Here is a 23,084-nt window from a genome sequence, read left to right on the forward strand (position 1 = left end):
GGGTATAATGTTTATAGACCCTTGAGATTTCGGCTTCGTCGCAAATCAGCAAGCCAAATCTCAAGGGTTTATCTATAGGCTTTTTTCTATGAAAAAATTTTTTTATCAAATCATGAAACTTTTTTGAGTAGATTTCGTCATAAACTATAGAGAAAGCATGAAAAAGACTTTCTTGTCTTAGGATTCTCCGGTTACACAAAAAAGAATCGGAGTAAAAGTAAAAAAGGAAATACAACTATATAAAGGAGGAGAGCAAAATGAAAGGGAAAAAACTAGCTGTCGGTTTGATGGTTTCGCTGGTATTCAGCACATCGGCACCTGTTTTTGCTGATGGAACTGCAGCGGCTTGGAAGTTACCTTCGATGGTCCAAGCGACTGCAAACCAGGCAGAGCCGGCACCGGCTGTAACCAAGGAGAAGGCGGTAGAGATTGCAAAGGATGCATTGAAAAAGTATCTGGAATTTTCACCGGAGGAAAAGAAATACCAATTCAACATAGAATATCGCAAGGATTGGAATAACCCGGATATTTATGTGTGGGCCATGAATTGGAATTACAATGATCCTACAGGATACAGCCATGCCAATGTAACCATTGACGGGAGAACTGGAAAAATTCTTGAGATGGGCAAGGATGGGGGAAGGTATGGTGATCAGACGCCGAAGATGACAACCATTACGAGGGAAGAAGCCCAGGAAAAGGCGGAAGCCTTTATTGAGAAAATAGTGCCGGGGCTGCTGAAGCAGACAAGAGTGATGCCTGCCTATGATGAGGGAGCTGTTCCCTACGGGGGACCCAATCCCATCTATTACTATTTTAACTACATACGAATGGTGGATGGAGCAAAATATGACGGAAACTTTATTAACGTAGGAATTGATGGCGCCACAGGAGAACTAAGGAATTTTGGATACCGATGGGATGATGAACTGCACCTGCCGAAAAAAGAAGGGATTTTGACCAAAGAAGAGGCAACAAAGATATTGAAGGATAAAACAAGAATGGAACTTATTTACCTGCCTATTCGAGACGAATTGACATATCAACCCCTTCCAAAAGGATTAAAACTTGCGTACAGACCGGTCTATGATTTTGCAAATATGCTGGATGCCAAAACAGGAAAAATGATCGGCTGGAACGGCAAGGAACAGGAACAGCAGATGCAGATGGCAGACTTGACGGAAAAACAGATTGCAGAAATCAAAAAGAGTGCCAAGCCGATTGTGAAGAAAGAGAAAGAGATTACCCAGGACCGGGCGAAGGAGATTGCATTGGCCGTACTCAAGGATGAAATCGAAGGAGAAGTAAAGATCAATAATGTCAATTATGCCGAAGGGGACGGGTATTGGGAAGCCGCAGGAAGAAAGGCATGGAATATCGAGTTTGCCATAGAGAAGAAAAAAGATGAAAAATCAGAGGCAAAGACTGCCATCATGCCTATGACCAATGGCAGAATAATGATTGATGCTTTGACGGAAGAAGTTTTAGCGCTTTCCAATTGGCAGTATGATATGATTTACGGACAGCCCTTTGAACCGGTTTTGACTTGGGAGCAGGCCTATACCAAAGCCATTGATATGATTAAGAAATATCATCCCGATAAGATTGACCAAATCAAGACGGAGCAACTGTATGTCAAATATTCGGAAATGGTGGAAGGGAAGGAAATCCCGCCCATGGAGTATTATTTTAACTTTACAAGGAAAGTCAACGGCATCCTCTATGAGGATAATCAAATCAGTGTAAGTTTTAATACAAAAACAGGAAAGTTGCAAAATTTCAGCGCTCGGTGGAATGAAGGACTCAACTTCCCTCCGAAGGATAAGGCAATTTCCTTGGAGGCTGCAAAAAACAAGCATCTGGATATCAATGAAGTGGAATTGGCATATTACAAGTATAATACCACCAATGATTATCAAAATCCAAAGTTTGAAACTAAGCTCATTTACAGGCTTATGCCTGTGAAACCACAATACCATCTCATCGATGCCATTTCAGGGAAATTCATTGACTATAATGGGAAACCTATGCCAGAGATTGCCCAGGCAGATTTTAATGAAAAAATCAAGGGCCATCGGATAGAAAGACAAGCAAAAATCCTTGCCCAGCAGGGAATTCTGGATAAAAGCACTTTCAATCCTGACCAGGCCATCTCCCGCTTAGAAGCAATAAAAATGCTGGTAAAAGCAAGGGGAATGGATTATTATTATCCCATGAAGGAAGACGCAGAAAAATTGAGATTCTCTGATGTAAATGAGGACGACGATGATTATCGCTTTATTCATATGGCCATCCGGTACGGCATCATTGAAAATAAGGAAGGGAAGTTTCATGGGGAGGCCGCCATTACCCGTGAAGAGCTTGCCGTGATGTTGGTAAAAATGCTAAGATATGATGCCTTGGCAAAGGTCAGCGACATTTTCCAAGTATCTTTCAAGGATAAGAACAGGGTAAAACCGGAATTGCTGGGTTATGTGGCCATTTGTCAAGGATTGAAGCTGGTCGACAGCGGAAGTCATGTTGATTTTAGGCCGGCGGACCAAGCAACCATGGCGGAAACGGCAGACATGGTCTATAGGGCTTTAGGGTATGTAAATCGATAAAAACGGATCTGGGACAGAAGTGGAAAAATTTCAATTTCCACTTCTTTTTTTGTATGAAACAGCATATAGATATAGAGACGAGTCAGACTTGGACATAGGAAAAAAGATAACATATTTTTTCGCTGAAAAAATATGATGATAGTAGGAAATAGAAGGTATAAAAGGAGGAGGAAAAGGGATGGCTGTTGAATTAATCAGAGATTTACTGAAGATAGACCAACTGGTTGGAGAAGAATATGCCCAGGCTTTGGTAGAGGGCGATATCGTTGTTCCCGATGCAAAACCGGATATTTCGAGGATATTATCGGTAGACGGCATCGTCAATATTACCGGGAAAGAAGCCGTCCAAGATAAGATTATCGTAGACGGGATCGTTCAATTTAAAATTTTATATGCTTCCGATGGGGGAGATCAACCTGTCTACAGCATGAATGCCAGCGCAGGCTTCAGTCAAAATATCGATATTCCAGGGACCACGGCAGAGATGAACTGTATGGTGATGGGAGAAATTGAGCATATTGACTTTCATATTGTCAATGAAAGAAAGGTTGCCGTAAAAACCGTACTGAATCTTTCGGGGAGGAGTTTTGGTGTTTCCAAAATGGATATCCTGCGGGAGATCCACGGATTATCGGATATCCAGGTGTTGAAGGAGCGTGTACGCTACAGCGACTTGGTAGGAAGCAGTTCTTCAGAAACCATTGTGCGGGAGAATTTTGAAATTGAAGAGAATATGCCGGAGATTCGTGAAATTTTACGTTGTGATGCCCATGCCGTGGAAAAGGAAACAAAGGTAACCGACGGGAAGGTGATTGTGAGCGGCATGGTGAAGACCAACACCCTTTACGTGGGAGAAGATGATAGAAATCCCTTGTGCCTTATGAAGCATGAGATACCCTTTACCCATTTTGTGGAAGTGCCTGCTGCCATGGGGCATATGGATTGCAAAATAGAGTTGAAGGTAGATGAAGTATATGCCGATGTGAAAGAGAATACTGACGGAGAGAAGAAGCTCTTTGAAATTGAGGCGATTGTGAAGATCACCGCTGCCGTGAGCGAAGCGGAAGAAAAAGAAGTGATCATCGATGCCTATTCTCCCAGCAAAAAAATCAAGATAGAAAAAAAGAGAGTTTCTTATCATCTCAACGTGGGCAGCAATGCTTCCAACGTCATTGTGAAGGAAACCTTGGAAATACCAGATCATCTTCCCGAAGCCTTCCGGGTATTCAACGTCCATGTGAAACCTGTCATTACAGATTACAGATTAGTGGAAGACAAGAATGTAATGGAAGGAATCATTGAAGCCAATGTCCTGTACTTATCCCAAGACAAGGATCAGCCTATCCATAGTTTCCGCCAGGAAATTCCATTCAGGCACTTTATTGAGATTCCCGGTGTTGACGATAGTATGAAAGCTGATATCTGCTTGAGCATCCATGACGTGGACTATAGTCTGATCAACCCGGAACAAGTGGAAGTGAAGGTCAATGTGGGAGCCTCCTGTGTCGTTGCCAAAAACGCTCAAGTAGAAGTAGTGGTTCATGCGGAGGAATCCGATGAGCCTGTAGATATGCAGCAGCGGCCCAGCATCACCATTTATTTTGTACAGCCCGGTGATACTCTCTGGAAGATTGCAAAGAGATATCATACCACCATCAGTGAACTGGTGGAAACCAATGACATTCAGAATCCCAACATGCTAATGCCGGGAGATCGCTTAATCATTCAAAAGACCTGCACATACAAAATTTAATAAAAATACCTGTGGAGCAATCCACAGGTATTTTTTGCCGTATATCTTTTCTTTTCAAAGTTTGCAATATTCCTGTATAATATGTATATAAACAGACGTATACGGGGTGAAATGATTGAAAGAACTGAAAATATGGGGAAGGGCGAAAATCAACATATCTCTGGACGTGTTGGGCAAGCGGGCTGACGGCTATCATGAGGTCAGGATGATTATGCAGCAAGTGGACTTGTATGATGAAATTATCTTAAAAGAAATAGACCATGGCATTCGATTGGAGAGCAATTGTGATTTTATCCCTTTGGATGAGGGAAATATCGCCTATCGGGCAGCCAAACTGATCAGGGAAAAATATCATATAGATCGAGGAATACACATATACATTGATAAAAATATTCCCGTGGCTGCCGGATTGGCGGGAGGGAGCACCGATGGGGCAGCCGTGCTGCGGGGCTTAAATATCCTTTGGAATTTGGGGGCTTCCCAGGAGGAATTGATGGAGATGGGGTTATCCTTGGGGGCCGATGTTCCCTTCTGCATATTGGGGGGAGCAGCCTTGGCTGAAGGAATCGGGGAGAAGTTAACACCTGTCCAAGGCTTAGAAAATGTTTGGGTTGTATTGTGCAAGCCCAATATTTCTGTGTCCACGGCGGAGGTTTATAGGAATTTAGATGTAAACCGCATTGTGCATCGTCCTGATACGGAGGGCATCCTTCAAGCACTTCAACGAAAGGATGTACAGGCGGTAGCAGGGAAATTGAGAAATGTATTGGAACAGGTAACGGAGGAGATGCATCCCATTGTGAAGGATATTAAAAAAAGAATGTTGGAATACAATGCCCTGGGAAGTATGATGAGCGGCAGCGGGCCGACGGTATTCGGTCTGTATAAGGATTATAACAGAGCAAAAATTGCCTATGACAATCTAAGCAGGATCTACAAGCAAACCTATGTGGTGAAAACATTTAGCGGGGTGGAAGAATTATGAATATCAACGGATTCAATGGATTAAAGCTTCAAAATTATCAACCCCTTCGGGACGTGGTATTTGAACATCTGAGAAATTCTATTTTGAACGGAGATTTAAAACCGGGGGAGAGGCTAATGGAGGTGCAATTGGCGGAGCAGCTGGGCGTTAGCCGGACTCCCGTACGGGAAGCCATACGAAAACTGGAGCTGGAGGGACTTGTGGCCATGGTGCCGAGGAAGGGTGCCTATGTGGCCGATGTTTCTGTCAAGGATATTTTGGATGTCCTTGAGGTGAGAAGCGTGCTGGAAGGATTGGCTGCATACTTGGCAGCGGAACGGATGACCGATGAGGAATTGGAGGAGTTGGAACTTATTTCCTATCATTTCAAACGATGCATGGAAAATGGGGATACAGAATGCATGATCGAAAAGGATATGCAGTTTCATGACCGTATTCTCCGCTCAACTCGAAATAGTAAGCTGATACAGATTGCCCAGGGACTGCAGGAGCAAGTGCAGCGTTTTCGGATCACCTATTTTTCGGAATACCATCAATCCCATGCCCTCCTGGCGGAACACCAGGCTATTTTAGAGGCTATTGCCAACCGGGATGCGGCCTTGGCCCAACAGGTAACCCAGCATCATATCGATATGTTGGGGAATACCATCATCACTTTTGCAGACAAAGGAAAAGAAAGGAAATAGGATATATAAAAAAGGAACGGCATTTGGCTGTTCCTTTTTTGTATATCCTTACTTCAATATGCAAACATTATAGTAAATAGAAATTGACAGCAGAAGGTGATGAAATTTGCTATGGAAATGGTTGTACGCCGCGTATAAGGAGATCCAAGGTTTTTATACTTTTCCCAGTATGCTCATGGTGGTGGCGGTGGGATTTTATAATCTGGCGATTGATCACCATGCTTTAAAGAAGAAAAAGCTAAAAAGGGAAGCAAAATTATCAAGGATCATCGGTATTGCCTATATTCTCGGAGGAATCGGACTGTTTGTGGCGATAAAAATATTCCAGTGAAGGAGAGGAAGCCCATGGGCTTTTTTGATGATTTGTTTGCAAAGAAGAAAGAAGATCCGCGGCCGAAAATTCCTGTAGAAAAGAACTGTGAAAAAAATCTGGATAAAATCAAAGAAATACTGGCAGGTTCCGATGACATCATCTACAGGACCTTTTTTGTAGGCAATGAGCAAAAAATGAAATTTGCCATTGTTTATACCGAGGGGCTTGCCGACAAAAATCTAGTCAATGAGTATGTGCTGAAAAATCTCATGGTTTTGTCCCGTATGGCCGACATGGAAGTCCATGCCTTTCGCCATCAAGTGTATGAGGTGATCAAGGACGGAACCCTGTCGGTATCTGATCTAAAGGAAATAGATGATATCAATCTGGCCATTGACATGATTTTGTCCGGGGAAACGGCCTTGATACTGGATGAATGGGACAAACTATTGATCATTGCCTCCAAAGGATGGCCTACCCGCAGCGTCAGTGAGCCCAGCACGGAAACGGTCATCCGGGGGCCTTCGGAAGGGTTTACGGAGACATTGCGGGTCAATACGGCCCTGATCAGAAGACGCATCAGGGACCCCAAATTGAAAATCCATCAGATGCAGATCGGAAGACGTTCCAAGACGGATGTGGCCATTGTATACATAGAAGAGACCGTGAACAAAGATGTACTGAAGATGGTAAAGGAGAGATTGGACAGGATTGATATTGATGCAGTATTGGAAACGGGCTATATTGAGCAGTTGATCGAAGACAACTGGCGATCCCCTTTTCCCCAGGCCCAGTATACCCAGAGGCCTGATAGCGTCGCAGGATCCCTCTATGAAGGGCGGGTGGCCATTCTGGTAGACAATACGCCCTTTGCCCTCCTGGTGCCGGCCACGGCCATTACCCTGCTCCAATCGCCGGAGGATTATTATGAGCGGTTTTTTATCGCCTCGGCCATCCGGATGCTTCGCTTTATCTCTGTGGCCATGTCCTTGGTATTGCCGGCAATCTATATTGCCATCACTTCCTATCACCCGGGGATGCTGCCTACGGATCTGGCCCTGTATGTGGCAGGGAGCAGAAACAATGTGCCCTTTCCTGCCTTTATAGAAGCTTTTCTCATGGAAGCTGCCTTAGAACTGCTAAGGGAAGCAGGAATCCGACTGCCGGCGCCCATCGGATCTACCATCGGTATTATCGGGGGTCTTGTATTGGGGCAGGCGGCCGTAGAAGCGGGAGTGGTCAGCCCGCTGATGGTAATTGTGGTGGCCTTGACGGCCATGGCTGCCTATGCCACGCCCAATTACGGGTTTGCCATTTCCTTTCGCCTGCTGCGGTTTATTATGATGGCCTTTGCGGCATTTTTAGGGCTCTATGGGGTTATCTGGGTACTTTTGGTCATATTGATTCATTTATGCAACCTGAAAAGCTTCGGCGTACCCTATCTCAGCCCCTTTGTGGCCAGCACTACAAGCTTAAAGGACTTTAAAGATATCTTCATCCGATTGCCCTGGCATTTCATGAAAGGAAGGCCCCAATATTTGCACCGCATGGATAGCGATCGCCTTGTGAACAATCGAAATACCATTGAAACGGAGGAAGGTGGTACCGATGAAAAGAAATAACGATGTGATCTTAAGCAGTCAACTGGCAGCCATCCTGTCCACCACCATCATCGGCGTGGGGATTTTGTCCCTGCCCAGGGATGTGGCGGAAGGGGTTGGACCCGACAGCTGGCTTCTCATCCTGATCGGCTCTATCCTTGCCTTGATCCATGGCTTGCTGATGTACTGCCTGGTCAGAAAGTTTCCCGGGGAAACCCTGGTGGAATTCAGCCAGACATTACTGGGAAAAGTGTTGGGAAAAGTGATTTCCTTTGGCTTTTGCATCTATCTTCTGATTTTTTCGGCGGTAGAAGTGAGAGTATTCGGAGAGGTGACAAAGCAGTACCTGCTTTTTAATACACCCTTAGAGGTCTTGGGGATTACCCTGCTGATCCTGGCGGTTTATTTGGCCAGGAGCGGTATTGAGCCTATCGCCCGGATGTCGGAGATTATCTTTCCCATTGCCACCTTTACCGCCGTTCTCATTATACTGCCCCTGATGCCGGAATTGGATATGAGCTATCTGAAACCCGTCCTTCGGACGCCTATAAAGAAGTTTATCACCACCATTCCCGCCATCTTTTTCAGTTATGTGGGCATTGAAGTGCTACTGGTTTTTTCTGCCTTTGTCAAGGATCCGAAAAAAATAAAAAACGGAGTGTTTTTGACTGTCGGATTGGTAACCTTTTTCTACCTATCCATTACGGTGATTACCATTACCCGGTTTGGGCTGGAAGAAACAAGCCATATGACGACACCGGTTTTGGAACTGTTTAAAACGATTGACATTCCCGGGGCATTCGTAGAGAATATTGAAGCCTTTATCATGAGCATCTGGATTTTGTCGGTATTTATGACCTTGGCTGTCATCTATTACGGTGCCAGCCTAATCTTGAGCCGCCTGCTCGGGTCTAAGGAACAAAACTACCTGGTCCTTCCCCTGATGCCCATCATTTATTTTCTTGCTTTGATTCCAGATAATGTGGCACAGCTCAGTGAATACATGGAAAAATTTTCCTTATATATGGGGACCTTTTATATCTCCCTTGTTCCCATTGCCCTTCTGGTCATCAGTGGATTCAAAAAGAAAAAGGGAGGGAATAAAAGTGCATAGAGAAAAGATATTGTTGCTGTTGCTGATAATGACCATAGGGGCTACGGGCTGTTGGGACAAGGTAGAGATTGAAAACAGGGCCTTTGTCACAGCCGTTGCCATCGACAAATTTGAACCCAAGAAGGACCAGGAAGCAAGGCAGGAGGAAGGAAAAGCAAAGGTGCCGGAGGATTCACCCAGCAATCGGTATATCGTTACCTATGCCTATCCTAATACGGGTCTGATTGCGGGCAAGGGGGAAGGAGAACCTCGATTTCAATTTACTGCAACGGGGAAAACCATCAGTGATATTAACAACGGATTAGCTACAAGAATGGAGGGCAGCTTATTTTTCGGACATGTAAAACTAATTGTCCTTGGGGAATCTCTGGCAAAGGATGAGCAGTTGATGCGAGAAGTCCTGGATGCCATTGAGCGGTCCCCCCAGATCGGAAGAAAAATCAGCTTGATGATTACCCCGGGAACAGCGGAGGATATCCTGGCGGTAAAGGCTCCCCAGGAGCCGGCATTGGGACTGTATATCCGGAATATTATCGAACAGCAAAAAAGAACGGCCCGGATTGCCGATGCGGATTTAGGCTATATTTTAAGAAGCCTTCATGAGAGCAAGGCCGCCGTTGTGCCCAGGATCGTAGCATCGGAAAAAGAGGTAAAGATCGCAGGGGCGGCTGTGCTGAAGGACTATAAGCAAATAGGGTGGCTGGGGGAACTGGAAACCAGGGCCCTGATGTTCATGATGAATAAGGCTGGTCAAGCCAATATCACCGTGGAGATGGACAAAATACTGCTGCCCGTCCATATATACCATGCATCTACGGATATACGGATAGAAGAAAAGGATGGAGAAATTTATACCATCTTTGATATAAGCATGGAGGGGGAATTGCAGCAGCATTTATTTGAAGTCAAGGGACAGACTTATGACGACAAATATCTAAAAAAATTAGAAAAAACCGTGTCCAAGGAACTGGAACAGCAGATTCAAGACGTCTATAAAAAAATACAAAAAGAATATGAAACCGACCTCCTCCAGCTCAATGAGCGGTTGAGAAAAAATAAACCTGATCTGTGGGAAAAAGTCAAAAAGCAATGGGATGAAATTTATCCCCGGACGAAGATGGCTGTCCATGTGGCAACAGAAATCCGGAGGATCGGTGTGTCCCGGTGAAATGAAAGAAAATCCCATGAACTTCCAAGGAAAAATTTTTAGAATGAAGTTTAAAATTTCCCTTCTTTGTGAATACTGAGAGTAGGATAAAAGATTGGCAATGGGGGGATTTTCATGGAAAAGAATTTTCAAGGGACAGAGATGAACCGGATTCAAAAAAGATGCATCATGGGACTGGTGCTGATCGCCATGGTTACTGTAGGACTGTACGGCTTTACGGCAGATGTGTATCAAAATCAAAAAAGCTATAAGGATTCCCTGATTCGCTTCCATGTGTTGGCCAACAGCGATGCACCGGAAGATCAGGCTTTGAAATTGAAGGTAAGGGACCGGATCATCGACGTGATGAATCCCAAATTTGAACAGTCCAAAAGCTTAGATGAGACTAGAGAGATTATCCGCAGAAATTTAAAGGAAATTGAAGCCGCTGCAGCAGATGAAATTCAGAAAAGCGGCAAAAATTATACAGTAAAGGCCACCTTGGGAGATGCAGTTTTTCCTACGAAAAATTATGGAAGCATCACCTTGCCCGCAGGAACCTATGAGGCTTTGCGGGTCGTTATCGGCAAAGGAGAAGGGTCCAACTGGTGGTGTGTATTGTTTCCTCCCTTGTGTTTTATTGATATGGAGAAGGGATTGACCAATGAAAAGACAAAGCAGGAACTGATGAGCGTATTGACAGAAGAAGAATTTCAGATGATTCGTACAGCTTCCAGTGAAGACAAAATACCTATCAAATTAAAGTTTAAAGTAGTAGAAATTCTAGAGAGTGCCAAGGCCAATCTGGGAAAGGCCGTGGGGATGCGATAGGGGGTTCCCGGGGGAAGGAGAAAAGCTGTCCGTTGAAAGAAGAGGAAAAGACTCTTCTTTTTTTATGCAAAAATAACCATTAGGAAAAGGAGAATAATTGATTCCAACCCTACAGAAAATAAACATGAAATCAATATACAGATATACAATGCATTGGGCGAAGCAAAGAAAATATAAAATTTTTAAAATTCCATACGTTAACGTATAAAATCTAAAGTTTAGCATGCAACGTCCGTCTGCTGACGGCAACTGCTAACCTTAAAAAAGAAAGGAGGAGTAGGATGAGAACAATTGCATTGTTTACATGCATGATACTCATCTTTGTTTTTACTGTAGGGACTCTCTACATAGACAGCTGGTTCAGCCGGGGAGAGGCCCAGGAAACCCTGTATTGGGGATCCAGTGGAGAGCTGGTAAGAAAGCTGCAGTCGACGTTAAAGGATTGGGGATACTATGACGGTCCCGTGGATGGTGTTTTTGGCGGTGGAACCTTTGAAGCAGTAAAGAAATTCCAGAGAAAGCATGGTTTAACCCCTGATGGGGTAGTGGGACCTGCTACGGCGGAAAAACTTGGATTTCCGGTGAAAAAAACTGAAGCCCAGACAGCATATAGGGCCAGCGGGTCCTATGCATCCCGGGATGATGAAGTGACGCTGCTTGCCAAGGCCATTACGGGGGAAGCCAGGGGAGAACCTTATATAGGACAGGTGGCCGTAGGGGCAGTCATATTGAATCGCACGAGACATCCGTCTTTTCCCAACACCATCCCGGGGGTGATCTATCAGCCGGGGGCCTTTACTGCCGTCAGTGACGGGCAAATTAATCTGCCTCCCGATGAAAGCTGTCTCAAAGCGGCCCGGGATGCCCTCAACGGATGGGATCCCACGGGAGGATGCCTGTATTATTGGAACCCTGCCACGGCCACGAGCAAATGGATCTGGTCAAGAAAAGTGGTGAAAAAAATAGGAAAGCATTGGTTTGGAAACTAAAAAAGGTGGTGAACTTATGAAACGTACCCTGCCCGTTATTCTTGCCCTGGCTTTGGTCCTTACCGGCGTATGGGGATATAGCCAATACCGAGAAAAGAACGATTATTATATTTTTCTCAACAACCAATTCCAGCGGATGTACTATGATTTGATGGGAAGTGTAGAATCCATCACATCGGATTTATCGAAGCTGATGGTATCTTCCCAAAAAAGAGAAAATATGGTGCTGTATGCAAACATATGGCAAAATGCCTATAATGCTCAGGAAAAGATGTCGCAGCTTCCTATCCGTCATGCAGATATTACCAAGACGGAAAAATTTTTAAGTCAAGTGGGCGACTATACCTTCACCCTTGCCAAGAGAAATATTGAAGGAGAACCCTTAAGCCAGCAGGAAGTCGATAATTTGGAAAAACTCCACAATTTTGCCTTGGAATTGACGCGAGATCTTCACGAGTTGGAGAAGAGCGCATTGAAAGGATTTGTATGGAAAGGCGAATTGCGAGGCAAGGCAAGCAAAAAGCTGAACAGGGAAGCAGAACAGAAAAATCCTATCCAGACAAAATTTCAGAAATTTGAAGAACGAATGGTAGAGTATCCTGAATTGATCTATGACGGCCCCTTTTCAGAACATGTGATTGCAGGCATGCGTCCGCGGCTGCAAGGAGATAAAATTACGGAACAGCAAGCCAGGGAAAAGGTCGAGGCCTTTATCGGACAAAAGAAAATTGGCAAGGTGGAAAAACTGACCAATGGCCGGGGGAGAATCGATACCTATAGTTTTGAAGTTGTTCCGGAAAATCAGAAGGAAGGAAAAGGAAACCCTATCTATATTGACATTAGCCAAAGAAAAGGGTATGTGGTGTGGATACTCAATAACAGAGCAGTGGAAAAGAAAAATATTTCACCAAAACAGGCCATCAAATATGCTTCCAAATTCCTGGAAGAAAAGGGTTTTCCCAATATGGTGCCTACCTATACTTTGAGATATGACGGTACCGTGCTCATCAATTATGCCTATAAGCAGGGAGATGTCTTGATGTATCCCGACCTGATCAAGGTAAAGGTGGCCTTGGACAATGGAGAAATCGTAGGTTTTGATGCAACCCACTTCCTGACTACCAATTATCAGCGGGATATCCGCAAGCCCCAGTTGACACCGGCACAGGCCCGGGAAAAGATCAGCGTCAGGGCTCAGGTGGAAGGGGAACCCCAATTGTGCATTATTCCCACGGACTCCTACGGGGAAATCTATTGTTACGAGTTTAAGGCTACTTATAAAGGAGATAAATTTTTAATCTATATCAATGCCAATACGGGAGAAGAGGAAAAGATATTAAAGACCATAGAAAATGAAAATGGCACGCTGATGATCTAATGGGAGGGTGATGGCATGAACGGCGGCAGAAAAGGAAAAATTCCTGAACGCATCAAACAGGAGGTTGCTAAGGAACTCGGCGTATACGACAGGGTGATGCGGGATGGAGGCTGGGGCAATGTCAGCTCCAGGGATTGCGGCAATATCGTAAAAAAAACCTTGGAAAGGATTATGGAGAAAGGATAAAGATTTTTTTAGGGAGCGGGGAGAATTTCCCCACCCTTTTTTTTTAGGAACAGCTTGCCTTCACTCATCTTTGGAAAAAACATTTGAATAATATTTGGGAGAGGTATAGAATATTAATGATATAAAGAATAAAATGGGGTGAGATACCCATGGGAAGGAGGTTGCAATAATGAAGAAAAAGCTGAACGTGGCCGTTGTATTCGGAGGAAAATCAGGGGAGCATGAGGTATCTCTGATGTCTGCAACTTCAGTGATTCGAGCGATGGATAAGGAAAAATACAACATCATTCCCCTGGGGATTACCAAGAAAGGGAATTGGATGTTGTACAACGGACCGATTGAAAAAATTGAATCCGGTGAATGGGAAGGAATTTCAAATAAACTGTTAAAAGAGAATCCTGAGGATCATATATTTTCTGTGGTGCCTACGGGGGGAGAGAAACTTGAAATTTCCCAGGAGTGCATTCCAAAAAATTTAGGGGAGCAGATTGATGTTGTGTTTCCAGTGCTCCATGGTCCCTATGGAGAGGACGGGACCATACAGGGGCTATTGGAAATGGCCAATATTCCCTATGTGGGGGCCGGGGTACTGGCATCGGCCCTGGGGATGGACAAAGTTTACACAAAGAAAATTTTCGAGATGGCAGGATTGCCCTTGGGAAGATACATGGTTGTCATGAGAAAAAAATGGAGAGAGTCGCCGGAAGCCTACGCGGTCCTCATCGAAGAAAATTTTCAGTATCCCATCTTTGTAAAGCCGGCGAATTTAGGGTCCAGCGTGGGAATTTCAAAGGCCCATGATCGGCAGGAATTGATCCGAGGCATAGAAGAAGCGGCAAAGTATGACCGCAAAATATTGATTGAGGAATTTATCAATTCCAGGGAGATGGAATGTGCCGTTTTGGGAAATGACGCACCCATAGCTTCCGTCGTGGGGGAAATCATACCTTCCCATGAGTTTTATGATTATGAGGCCAAATATTTTGATGATGGCAAATCGAAACTGGTGATTCCTGCGGATCTTCCGGAGGATAAGGCTGCGGAAATCAGGGCGATGGCCATAAAGGCCTATAAGGCTATCGACTGTACAGGACTGGCCAGGGTTGATTTTTTCTTGGAAAAAGATACAATGAAGGTATATATCAATGAAATCAATACTATGCCCGGATTTACCAAATATAGCATGTATCCCTTGTTATGGGCTGCTACGGGCATTCCCTACGATGAATTGATTGATCGACTGATTCAATTGGCCATAGAGAGATTTGAGGATAAGAGGTGAACCGATGAAGAATGTACTGCTTCGCATTGAAGGGACTCAAAAAAGTTTCGACGGAGAAGAAAATACCATTGAATTGGTGACGGAGGGCAAACTGTATCAAAAAGAAAATGCTTTGTACCTGGTCTATGAGGAGAGTGAAATTTCCGGACTGGAAGGCTGCACCACAACCTTAAAGGTATCGAAGGACAGGGTTTCCATGCGCCGGTTCGGCACCGCCCATTCAGAGATTATTTTTGAAAAGGGCAGGCGGTTTTCCACCAGCTATCATACGCCCTACGGAGATTTTCGTATGGAAATTTTGACAAGAGAGATGGAAGCCAATATCAGCGATACGAACAAAGGAGATATTACTATAGAATACAATATCAGCCTTCAAGGCATGATCGAGAGCAAAAACCGACTGAATATCAGGATTATGTAGGAGAAAAAGGGAAATGATGCACAAAAAAGAAGGACTGATCCATATAATGGCTGAGATCCTGGCCAGTGATTTTGATTATCCAATCGTAGGGGATCCCATAGGATTGGTACAGCCGAAAAACCGGGGTTTTGGAGACTATTCCACCAATATTGCCATGAGGGTGGCGAAGGATTTGGGAAAGGATGCCATGGTTTTGGCCCTGCACCTGCAGAGAAAGATCAAAGAGAGATGCCCTCAAATGGAAAAAATTACGGTGGAAAGCCCCGGTTTTATCAATTTCTATTTGGGAGATGACGCATACTATCACATACTGGACCTTGCGGCAAAAGATTATGAAGAGATAGTCCTTGGAGAAAAGGTGCCCTACGGGTGGAAGGAAAATTTGCAGCACCTGTTGGAGGAGGAAGGACTACAGTCGGGATTGCAGGATGTCCTGTATGTCCATAGCCGAATTTATTCTGTGATCAAGCTTCTGAAGGAAGAGGGAATCTCCTTGGAAAATGTGGATAAAAATAAAATAGCCTATGAAAAGACCCCTAGGGAAAAAGAAGTTTTAAAAAGGCTGGCTGCCTACCCGGAAGTGCTTAGGGATGCCGTGACAAAGAACCGTCCCCTGTCACTATTGGAATATGCAATTTTGTTGGCAAGGCTTTTTTTGGAGCTTCACCAAGGGACTCTCCTCCGGAAATTGCAGGAGGAACGGCTTTATGGGACCCTGGGGGTGATGGAAGGCGTTGGGCTGGTCTTGAAAAGCATATGTGATGTTTTTGGGATAGAAGCACCGGAGAAGATGTGAAGGAGTAGGGGATAACCGTTAGCAGTTAGCCGTTAGCGGTGCATCCTTGGGAGCAGATTGCAGCCGGCAACTGATAGCTGGCAACTGGTAACCGGCAACGAATGACAAGGTAGTTACCATAGGAAAAAGTTTTTTCTGTAAAGGTATGGATAAAAATTTTTGAGCGGTGTTTTTATGGACAAACTGACGAAAATTAGGCAACAAATGATGAAAATTGGGCGGAGGGGAGACCATGGATTTGATTTTTTCCAAAAAAAATATGGAAGTGATTTTGGATTATATTGGAGAAGGGATCCAGATCATTGATGCCATGGGGAGGATTGTTTACTATAACCGGGCTGCGGCAGAACTGGATGATATCAATAAGGAGGATACCATCGGGAAACATATCTTGGAAGTATATCCTTCCCTGTCCCAGGATACCAGCACCCTGCTGCAAGCCATTCGAATGGGGAAGCCGATTTTCAACATGCAGCAGACCTTTATCAATTACAAGGGGAAAAAGATTACTACCATCAATTCGTCCATTCCCATCACATCCAAGGGAAAAATTGTGGGAGCTATTGAAATTTCCAGGAATATTACCGATGTCAGGGAATTGTCCGAAAGGTTGTTGGACCTCCAGGAGAGGCTATACAAGGGCAAAGAGCAAAAAAAGAAGAGGGAGGGCAATGGGGCTGTCTACACTTTTGCTGATATCATTGGCCAGAGCAGAGAAATTGTAAAGCTGAAATCCATTGCCCTTAAGGCAGCCCAGACTTCTTCCCCCATCCTGGTGTATGGAGAGACGGGAACGGGAAAAGAGCTTCTGGTCCATGCCATCCATCATGCCAGCAGCAGGAGGCATCAATCTTTTATTGCCCAGAACTGTGCGGCCCTTCCTGCTTCGCTGCTGGAGGGCATCCTTTTTGGCACGGCAAAGGGAGGATTTACGGGGGCGGAGGATCGGCCGGGCTTATTTGAATTGGCCGATGGGGGAACGCTATTTTTGGATGAAATCAATTCTATGCCCCTGGAATTGCAGGGAAAGCTGTTGCGGGTTTTGCAGGACGGCACCATCCGAAGGGTAGGAGAAGTGAAGGTTCGCCATGTGGATGTCCGGATTATTGCTGCCACCAACACCGATCCTGCCCTTTCCCTGGCCAATAAGGAATTGCGCCGTGATCTTTATTATCGTCTCAATGCGGTGGAAATTAGGATGCCTGAGTTGAAGGAAAGGGTGGAGGACATTCCCCTGCTGGTGCAATATTTTATCGACAAATTCAACGATCGCTTTCACAAGGGGGTTACGGGCGTATCGGAAAAAGCCCTCTCCCTTTTGAAAAGCTATGATTGGCCTGGCAATGTGAGAGAGTTGGAGCATGTGATCGAAGGGGCCATGAATTTGATGGAAGGCAATGAAATTACCGTGGAGTGTCTGCCACAGAAATTCCAATATCTCCATCAGCATATGGCAGATATGGGCAAGGAAAAGAGGGGTCTTCCCTTAAAGGCCGCCATAGAGGAGTTGGAAAGGAAAATGATACTGGAAACCTTGGAAGGCTGTGGGTGGAATATCAGCCATGGGGCAGAACTATTGGAATTACCTCGCCAAACCCTCCAGTACAAAATAAAAAAATATCAAATCAAAAAAAATAAGGGATAAGGAGTGCCTAAAAATGGGCAGTCCCTATGGCATGGGGATGATCCCGAAAGAACGCCCCTTTTCAGATTCAGGAGCTCTTTCTCTCCTATCTTCATTGAAAAAGAGGGACTTTGCTCCAGCAGAAGGCAGAAAGGACCGGGGGAAGCATCCTTTGGCACGATCCTTGCAAAAATATTGCCACGGCATGAATTATCAATGAATTCATAAAAATCAAAATAGAGGAGGAATTGGATCATGAAAAAAGGATGTCCTTTCGGAACCCACAGGGTGATTGCACCTGCCGGTGCACTGCCCCAGCCGGCAAAGAAAATTGATAACACCATGGAGATTTATGACAACGAAATCTTGATTGACGTGCAGACGTTAAACATTGACTCGGCGAGCTTTACCCAGATCAAGGAACAAGCTGGGGGAGACGTGGAAAAAATCAAGGAGATTATGATGGGGATTGTTGCAGAGCGGGGCAAGCATCAAAATCCTGTGACAGGCTCCGGGGGTATGCTGATCGGCACCGTAGAGAAGATTGGGCCCGCTTTAGAGGGAAAAACAGATTTGAAGGTAGGAGACAAAATTGCCACCTTGGTGTCCCTTTCCTTGACGCCTTTGAGAATTGATGAAATTGTGGAAGTAAGAAAAAACATTGATCAAGTAGACATCAAAGGCAAGGCCATCCTGTTTGAGAGTGGAATTTATGCGGTGCTGCCCGACGATTTGCCCGAAAATCTTGCATTATCCGTATTGGATGTGGCGGGGGCTCCTGCCCAAACGGCAAAATTGGTAAAGCCGGGGGATACTGTGTTGGTCATCGGCGGCGCAGGGAAATCCGGCATGCTCTGCTGTTATGAGGCCAAGCGCAGGGCAGGGGTTACCGGAAAGGTGATTTGCCTGGGCAGCAGCGAAAAGAGCCTGGAGAGAGCAAAACAAGCCAATATTGCAGATGTGTATATTGCGGCTGATGCCACAAAACCTGTGGAGGTCATGGAAAAGGTGTCAGCGGTCACAGGAGGGAAAATGGCGGATATCACCATCAACTGTGTAAATGTTCCCGATACGGAGATGTCCAGTATTCTGGCCACAAAGAAGGAGGGCTTGATTTATTTCTTCAGCATGGCTACAAGCTTTACAAAGGCTGCTTTGGGGGCAGAAGGGGTGGGCTCCGATGTTACCATGATCGTAGGAAACGGATATACCAAGGGACATGCACAAATCACCCTGCAAATCATGAGGGAAAGCAAAGAGTTAAGAAAAATTTATGAGGAGCTTTATGCATAGAAAGGCTCAGAAGCCATGGAAAAAAGGGGGAGAAGTCATGAGACATTACCGTGAGATTGAGTTATGGAAGGATGTTGCCGACGACCAATGGAATGACTGGCATTGGCAGGTGCAGAATAGAATTGACAACGTGGAGGATTTAAAGAAAGTCATTCATCTGACCAAAGAGGAAGAAGAGGGAATCAAAAAATCCCTTGAAACCTTAAGGATGGGCATTACACCATACTATGCCCTGCTGATGGATCCCGATGATCCCAACTGCCCCGTAAGGAAGCAGGCTGTACCGACTTTGTATGAAACCTATAAGAGTGATGCCGATATGGATGATCCTCTCCATGAGGACACGGATTCGCCGGTGCCGGGGTTGACCCATAGATATCCCGACAGGGTATTGCTGCTGATTACAGATATGTGTTCCATGTACTGCCGTCACTGCACCAGAAGAAGATTTGCGGGACAGCAGGATGATGTCATGCCTTTGGATAGAATCGATGCTGCCATTGAATATATCAAAAATACACCCGTCGTCAGAGATGTGCTGCTTTCTGGCGGAGATTGTCTGCTGGTGAGTGACGAACGATTGGAATATATTATCAGCCGGCTGCGGGAAATACCCCATGTGGAAGTGGTCAGACTAGGCTCCAGGACACCCGTTGTGCTGCCCCAGCGGATTACTCCAGCGCTGGTGAATATGCTGAAGAAGTACCATCCCATCTGGCTGAATACCCATTTCAATCACTCCAAGGAGATTACGGCGGAGGCCAAGAGAGCCATTACTCTGCTGGCAGATGCAGGGATTCCTCTGGGGAACCAATCGGTGCTGCTCAGGGGCGTAAACGACTGTGTCCATGTGATGCGGGAACTGGTGCACAACTTGGTGAAAATGAGGGTAAGACCCTACTATATTTACCAATGTGACCTTTCTGTGGGGATTGAGCATTTTCGAACCCCCGTATCCAAGGGAATCGAAATTATTGAAGGCTTAAGGGGACATACATCCGGTTATGCGGTGCCTACCTTTGTAGTGGATGCACCGGGGGGCGGCGGCAAGATTCCGGTAATGCCTCAGTATCTCATCTCCCAGTCACCGGAAAAAGTAATCTTGAGAAACTTTGAGGGCGTGATTACGACCTATACACAACCTGAACCCTATAAGGATGAATGTCATTGTGCTGTATGCAAAGGTGAAAGGGAACATCAGGTGACCGGTGTGGGCGGATTGCTGCAAGGAAATCAAATTGCCCTGGAACCGGCAAACTTGGAAAGACATAAGAGAGGACATCACGAATAAACAATAGCCGCTGACGGAGAAAAGATCACAAAGTCTTTGATGGTTTTTACGGCGAACAGGGATAGAAAGGTGGAAATGATATGCAGTTAATGGATCTGATACAGGACAAATACCGAATCGTTTCTGTGGTAGGAATGGCGAAAAATGCAGGAAAAACCATGACCATGAATACATTGATCGAGGAGGCCATGGAAAGGGGCATTCTCCTAGGAATTACTTCTACCGGCAGGGACGGAGAAAAACAGGATCTTGTTACCTTTACAGAAAAACCGATGATTTATGTAGATGAAGGGACATTGATTGCAACCACCGAAGATACCTTAAAATATGGCGAGGCAAGGCTGGAAATCCTGGAAGTGACGGATTATCGCACGGCCATGGGAAGAATTGTCATTGTTCAGGCGAAGACACCGGGATATGTGGAAGTGGCAGGACCTGCCACCAATCGGGAAATGAAGGAAGTAACGGAAAGGCTCTTGTCCTACGGGGCAGAGATGGTGATTGTGGATGGCGCCATTGATCGGATGGCAGCAGCTTCCCCGACTGTTGCGGAGGCTGCCATTTTGGCCACGGGGGCTGTGTTGAGCAGAGATATGGGGCAGGTTATGGAGCGGTCCCTTCACCAAATCCAGCTTTTTTCCCTGCCGGAGCTGGAAGATGGGAGGGCCAGGGAGCTTGCAGGAGGGATTATGGAAGAAAAGGGCATTTGTACCGTCAGCGAAAGGTATGAAACAAGACCTGTGGCGGTGAAAACGGCCTTGGGGAGCGGCAGCGAGATTGCAGCAGCACTAAAAGAGGATACCCGATATGTAGTAATGGGTGGTTCCTTAGTAAGCAAGACTTTAAGGGAAATTATAGAAGGAACGGTCCACTACAAGCATGTTATTTTTGTGGTGAAGGATGCCACCAGAATTTTTATTGAGCCCCGGGATTGGATGTATTTTATGAAAGCAGGGGTGCAGATCCGGGTGATGGAAAGGGTCCGGATCCTGGCGGTAACAATCAATCCCTATGCACCCCAGGGATACTTTTTTCAGCCGGAGGAATTTTTAAACAGGATGCGGCAATTTTTGCATCCCATTCCCGTATTTGACGTGGTGTTAGGCGGTGATCAGGAGTGTTCCTATCGGAACGTGTATTCAAAAACTTAGACCTGGACTATATTTTTGGCCGTTTGACGGTATATACGCCCTATGGGGAAGCCATGAAGAAATCCATGAAACCTTACCTGCCCTGCGACCGGGAGGCCTTGGAAACGGAGCTGGATCGGATCGAAAAGATGATTTTTCTCATTGAAAAGGATCGGTATACCTTTGTGGAAATGCGTACCCTTTTGAAACATATCAAGGATTTGCGAGGGTCCTTCCGGCGGGTGGAGGAACAGATTCCTCTGAATCTGGTGGAACTTTTTGAAATCAAGACCTTCACAGGGCTGTTGGAAAAGCTTTCTGGCTATCAAGCAAAACTGAAGTGGGATTGGCCTGAGGATTTGCAAATTCAGGCCATACCTGCCCTGAAGAAGTTGCTGGACCCTCAGGAAAGCGGCATTCATACCTTCTATATTTATGATGAATACTCAGAAAATCTAAAAGGACTGCGGGAAACCATGCGCCAGGTGGAGGCGGAAATCAACCGGGAAAAGATCCGGAAAAGGGATCAGGTGCAGGAGCAACTGAATATAAAAATCCGAGCCAATGGGGAGATCACTGTCAACAAGCACAACAAAGCCCTCATCGATATGATTGAAAATTGTGAAGGACTGATCTACAGCTCGGAAACCTATATGAATATTACCTACAAGATAAAGATGGATGTAAGGGTGGAGGAATTGCTGAAAAGGCTGGAAGAGCTGAAATTGCAGGAGGAGCAAGAGGAATTCAAAGTTCGGCAGTTTTTAACGGAAGAAATTGGGCAGCATCTGGAAGGCTTATACCATAACATCCGTGCCATTGGGGCATTAGATCTGCTCATGGCCAAGGCCTATCTGGCCATAGGCATGGATGGGGTCAAGCCCCTGGTGACAGGAGAGGAGACCATTGAGATTCTGGAGGGAAGGCATATCAAGGTGGAAGATCACCTGACCAAGCAGGGAAAGGCCTTTACCCCCATCACCCTACGGCTGAAAAACGGTGTTACCTGCATTACGGGGGCCAATATGGGCGGGAAAACGGTATCCTTGAAGCTTATCGGCCTGATGACGGCCATGGCCCAGTATGGGCTCTTTGTACCGGCCAAAAGGATGTGCTTTTCGCCCAAGGAATATATTTTCTTCTCTTTAGGGGATTTGCAGTCGGTGGATATGGGACTCAGCACCTTTGGGGCAGAGATCCTGGAGATTCAGAGAATTTTGCAGCGGGCTGAGGAAAACGGACTGATTCTGATTGACGAACTGGCCAGGGGAACAAACCCTGCGGAGGGTTATGCCATCTCCAAGGCCATCATAGAGTATTTGAAGGATAAGGCATCTACAACGGTCATCACCACCCATTTTGACGGCTTGGCGGAGATGGAAGGCGTCGTCCATTTGCAGGTGAGGGGATTGGCCCATGTAGATTTTCAATTGTTGAAACAGCAGATGCAGGAAAGGGGAATCCTAGGCATTGATGTGATTCATCAATATATGGACTACCGCTTGGAAGAGATCGAAGACGAGAGAAAAATTCCAAGGGACGCCATTTCCATTGCAAGACTGATGGGATTGCAGGAAGAGATATTGCAACAGGCGGAACGGTATTTAGAATGAAGTTGAAAGCGGAAGGGCAACTAGCTATCAGTTGTCAGCTGCCAGTTG

The 23,084-nt window shown here is 45.5% G+C and carries 21 protein-coding genes; all 21 read left to right on the forward strand.

The annotated features are described in order from the left end of the window. Positions 1-257 precede the first annotated feature (257 nt). Positions 258-2,603: an S-layer homology domain-containing protein gene (locus AN619_RS05690; RefSeq protein ID WP_068555636.1), complete on the forward strand. Its 2,346-nt coding sequence runs from the start codon at positions 258-260 to the stop codon at positions 2,601-2,603. Between the two features lie 178 nt (positions 2,604-2,781). Next, positions 2,782-4,356: a DUF3794 and LysM peptidoglycan-binding domain-containing protein gene (locus tag AN619_RS05695; protein ID WP_068555638.1), complete on the forward strand. Its 1,575-nt coding sequence runs from the start codon at positions 2,782-2,784 to the stop codon at positions 4,354-4,356. Between the two features lie 115 nt (positions 4,357-4,471). Further along, positions 4,472-5,341: a 4-(cytidine 5'-diphospho)-2-C-methyl-D-erythritol kinase gene (ispE, locus tag AN619_RS05700; RefSeq protein ID WP_157064924.1), complete on the forward strand. Its 870-nt coding sequence runs from the start codon at positions 4,472-4,474 to the stop codon at positions 5,339-5,341. Positions 5,342-5,343: 2 nt separating this feature from the next. Continuing rightward, the gene (locus AN619_RS05705; protein WP_408645605.1) at positions 5,344-6,027 is read left to right on the forward strand and encodes a GntR family transcriptional regulator; all 684 of its coding nucleotides are present in this window, start codon (positions 5,344-5,346) and stop codon (positions 6,025-6,027) included. A gap of 106 nt (positions 6,028-6,133) precedes the next feature. After that, on the forward strand, positions 6,134-6,358 hold the full coding sequence (locus tag AN619_RS05710) for a CLC_0170 family protein (protein WP_068555640.1): 225 nt from the start codon (positions 6,134-6,136) through the stop codon (positions 6,356-6,358). Positions 6,359-6,372: 14 nt separating this feature from the next. Further along, positions 6,373-7,962 carry a spore germination protein gene (locus tag AN619_RS05715; protein WP_068555642.1) on the forward strand — a complete coding sequence of 530 codons (1,590 nt, stop codon included), beginning with the start codon at positions 6,373-6,375 and terminating at the stop codon, positions 7,960-7,962. Then, positions 7,949-9,055 (forward strand): GerAB/ArcD/ProY family transporter, encoded by a 1,107-nt coding sequence (locus AN619_RS05720; protein WP_068555644.1) that lies wholly within the window; start codon positions 7,949-7,951, stop codon positions 9,053-9,055. Before AN619_RS05715 ends, AN619_RS05720 begins: the two co-directional genes overlap by 14 nt. Then, the gene (locus tag AN619_RS05725; protein ID WP_068555646.1) at positions 9,048-10,223 is read left to right on the forward strand and encodes a Ger(x)C family spore germination protein; all 1,176 of its coding nucleotides are present in this window, start codon (positions 9,048-9,050) and stop codon (positions 10,221-10,223) included. The genes AN619_RS05720 and AN619_RS05725 overlap by 8 nt, the downstream gene beginning before the upstream one ends. Positions 10,224-10,337: 114 nt before the next feature. Next, the gene (spoIIR, locus tag AN619_RS05730) at positions 10,338-11,033 is read left to right on the forward strand and encodes a stage II sporulation protein R (RefSeq protein WP_242867337.1); all 696 of its coding nucleotides are present in this window, start codon (positions 10,338-10,340) and stop codon (positions 11,031-11,033) included. 281 nt (positions 11,034-11,314) lie between these two features. Beyond that, positions 11,315-12,022 (forward strand): spore cortex-lytic enzyme, encoded by a 708-nt coding sequence (sleB, locus tag AN619_RS05735; protein ID WP_068555648.1) that lies wholly within the window; start codon positions 11,315-11,317, stop codon positions 12,020-12,022. A gap of 16 nt (positions 12,023-12,038) precedes the next feature. After that, the gene (gene ypeB, locus AN619_RS05740; protein WP_068555649.1) at positions 12,039-13,400 is read left to right on the forward strand and encodes a germination protein YpeB; all 1,362 of its coding nucleotides are present in this window, start codon (positions 12,039-12,041) and stop codon (positions 13,398-13,400) included. Between the two features lie 15 nt (positions 13,401-13,415). Next, on the forward strand, positions 13,416-13,586 hold the full coding sequence (locus AN619_RS15565; protein WP_083524994.1) for a small, acid-soluble spore protein, alpha/beta type: 171 nt from the start codon (positions 13,416-13,418) through the stop codon (positions 13,584-13,586). Between the two features lie 169 nt (positions 13,587-13,755). Beyond that, entirely contained in the window at positions 13,756-14,868 is a 1,113-nt protein-coding gene (locus AN619_RS05745) for a D-alanine--D-alanine ligase (RefSeq protein WP_068555651.1), read from the forward strand. 4 nt (positions 14,869-14,872) lie between these two features. After that, a complete protein-coding gene (locus AN619_RS05750) occupies positions 14,873-15,289 on the forward strand; it encodes a DUF1934 domain-containing protein (RefSeq protein WP_068555652.1) in 417 nt (138 codons plus the stop codon). Positions 15,290-15,302: 13 nt separating this feature from the next. Then, on the forward strand, positions 15,303-16,085 hold the full coding sequence (locus tag AN619_RS05755) for a DALR anticodon-binding domain-containing protein (protein ID WP_068555655.1): 783 nt from the start codon (positions 15,303-15,305) through the stop codon (positions 16,083-16,085). Between the two features lie 232 nt (positions 16,086-16,317). Continuing rightward, on the forward strand, positions 16,318-17,730 hold the full coding sequence (locus AN619_RS05760) for a sigma-54 interaction domain-containing protein (RefSeq protein ID WP_068555657.1): 1,413 nt from the start codon (positions 16,318-16,320) through the stop codon (positions 17,728-17,730). A 13-nt stretch (positions 17,731-17,743) separates the two neighbouring features. Next, positions 17,744-17,929: a hypothetical protein gene (locus AN619_RS05765; RefSeq protein ID WP_068555659.1), complete on the forward strand. Its 186-nt coding sequence runs from the start codon at positions 17,744-17,746 to the stop codon at positions 17,927-17,929. A gap of 35 nt (positions 17,930-17,964) precedes the next feature. Continuing rightward, the gene (kdd, locus tag AN619_RS05770) at positions 17,965-19,002 is read left to right on the forward strand and encodes an L-erythro-3,5-diaminohexanoate dehydrogenase (RefSeq protein WP_068555660.1); all 1,038 of its coding nucleotides are present in this window, start codon (positions 17,965-17,967) and stop codon (positions 19,000-19,002) included. 37 nt (positions 19,003-19,039) lie between these two features. Next, positions 19,040-20,293, forward strand: coding sequence for a lysine 2,3-aminomutase (kamA, locus tag AN619_RS05775; RefSeq protein ID WP_068555916.1), 1,254 nt, complete (start codon positions 19,040-19,042; stop codon positions 20,291-20,293). Between the two features lie 80 nt (positions 20,294-20,373). Further along, positions 20,374-21,444: a lysine 5,6-aminomutase reactivase subunit KamB gene (gene kamB / locus AN619_RS05780; RefSeq protein ID WP_068555662.1), complete on the forward strand. Its 1,071-nt coding sequence runs from the start codon at positions 20,374-20,376 to the stop codon at positions 21,442-21,444. After that, the gene (gene kamC / locus AN619_RS05785; RefSeq protein ID WP_068555664.1) at positions 21,411-23,036 is read left to right on the forward strand and encodes a lysine 5,6-aminomutase reactivase ATPase KamC; all 1,626 of its coding nucleotides are present in this window, start codon (positions 21,411-21,413) and stop codon (positions 23,034-23,036) included. The genes kamB and kamC overlap by 34 nt, the downstream gene beginning before the upstream one ends. Positions 23,037-23,084: the final 48 nt, after the last annotated feature.

The sequence above is a fragment of the Thermotalea metallivorans genome (genome assembly GCF_001562415.1).
GTDB classification, from domain to species: Bacteria; Bacillota; Clostridia; order Peptostreptococcales; family Thermotaleaceae; genus Thermotalea; species Thermotalea metallivorans.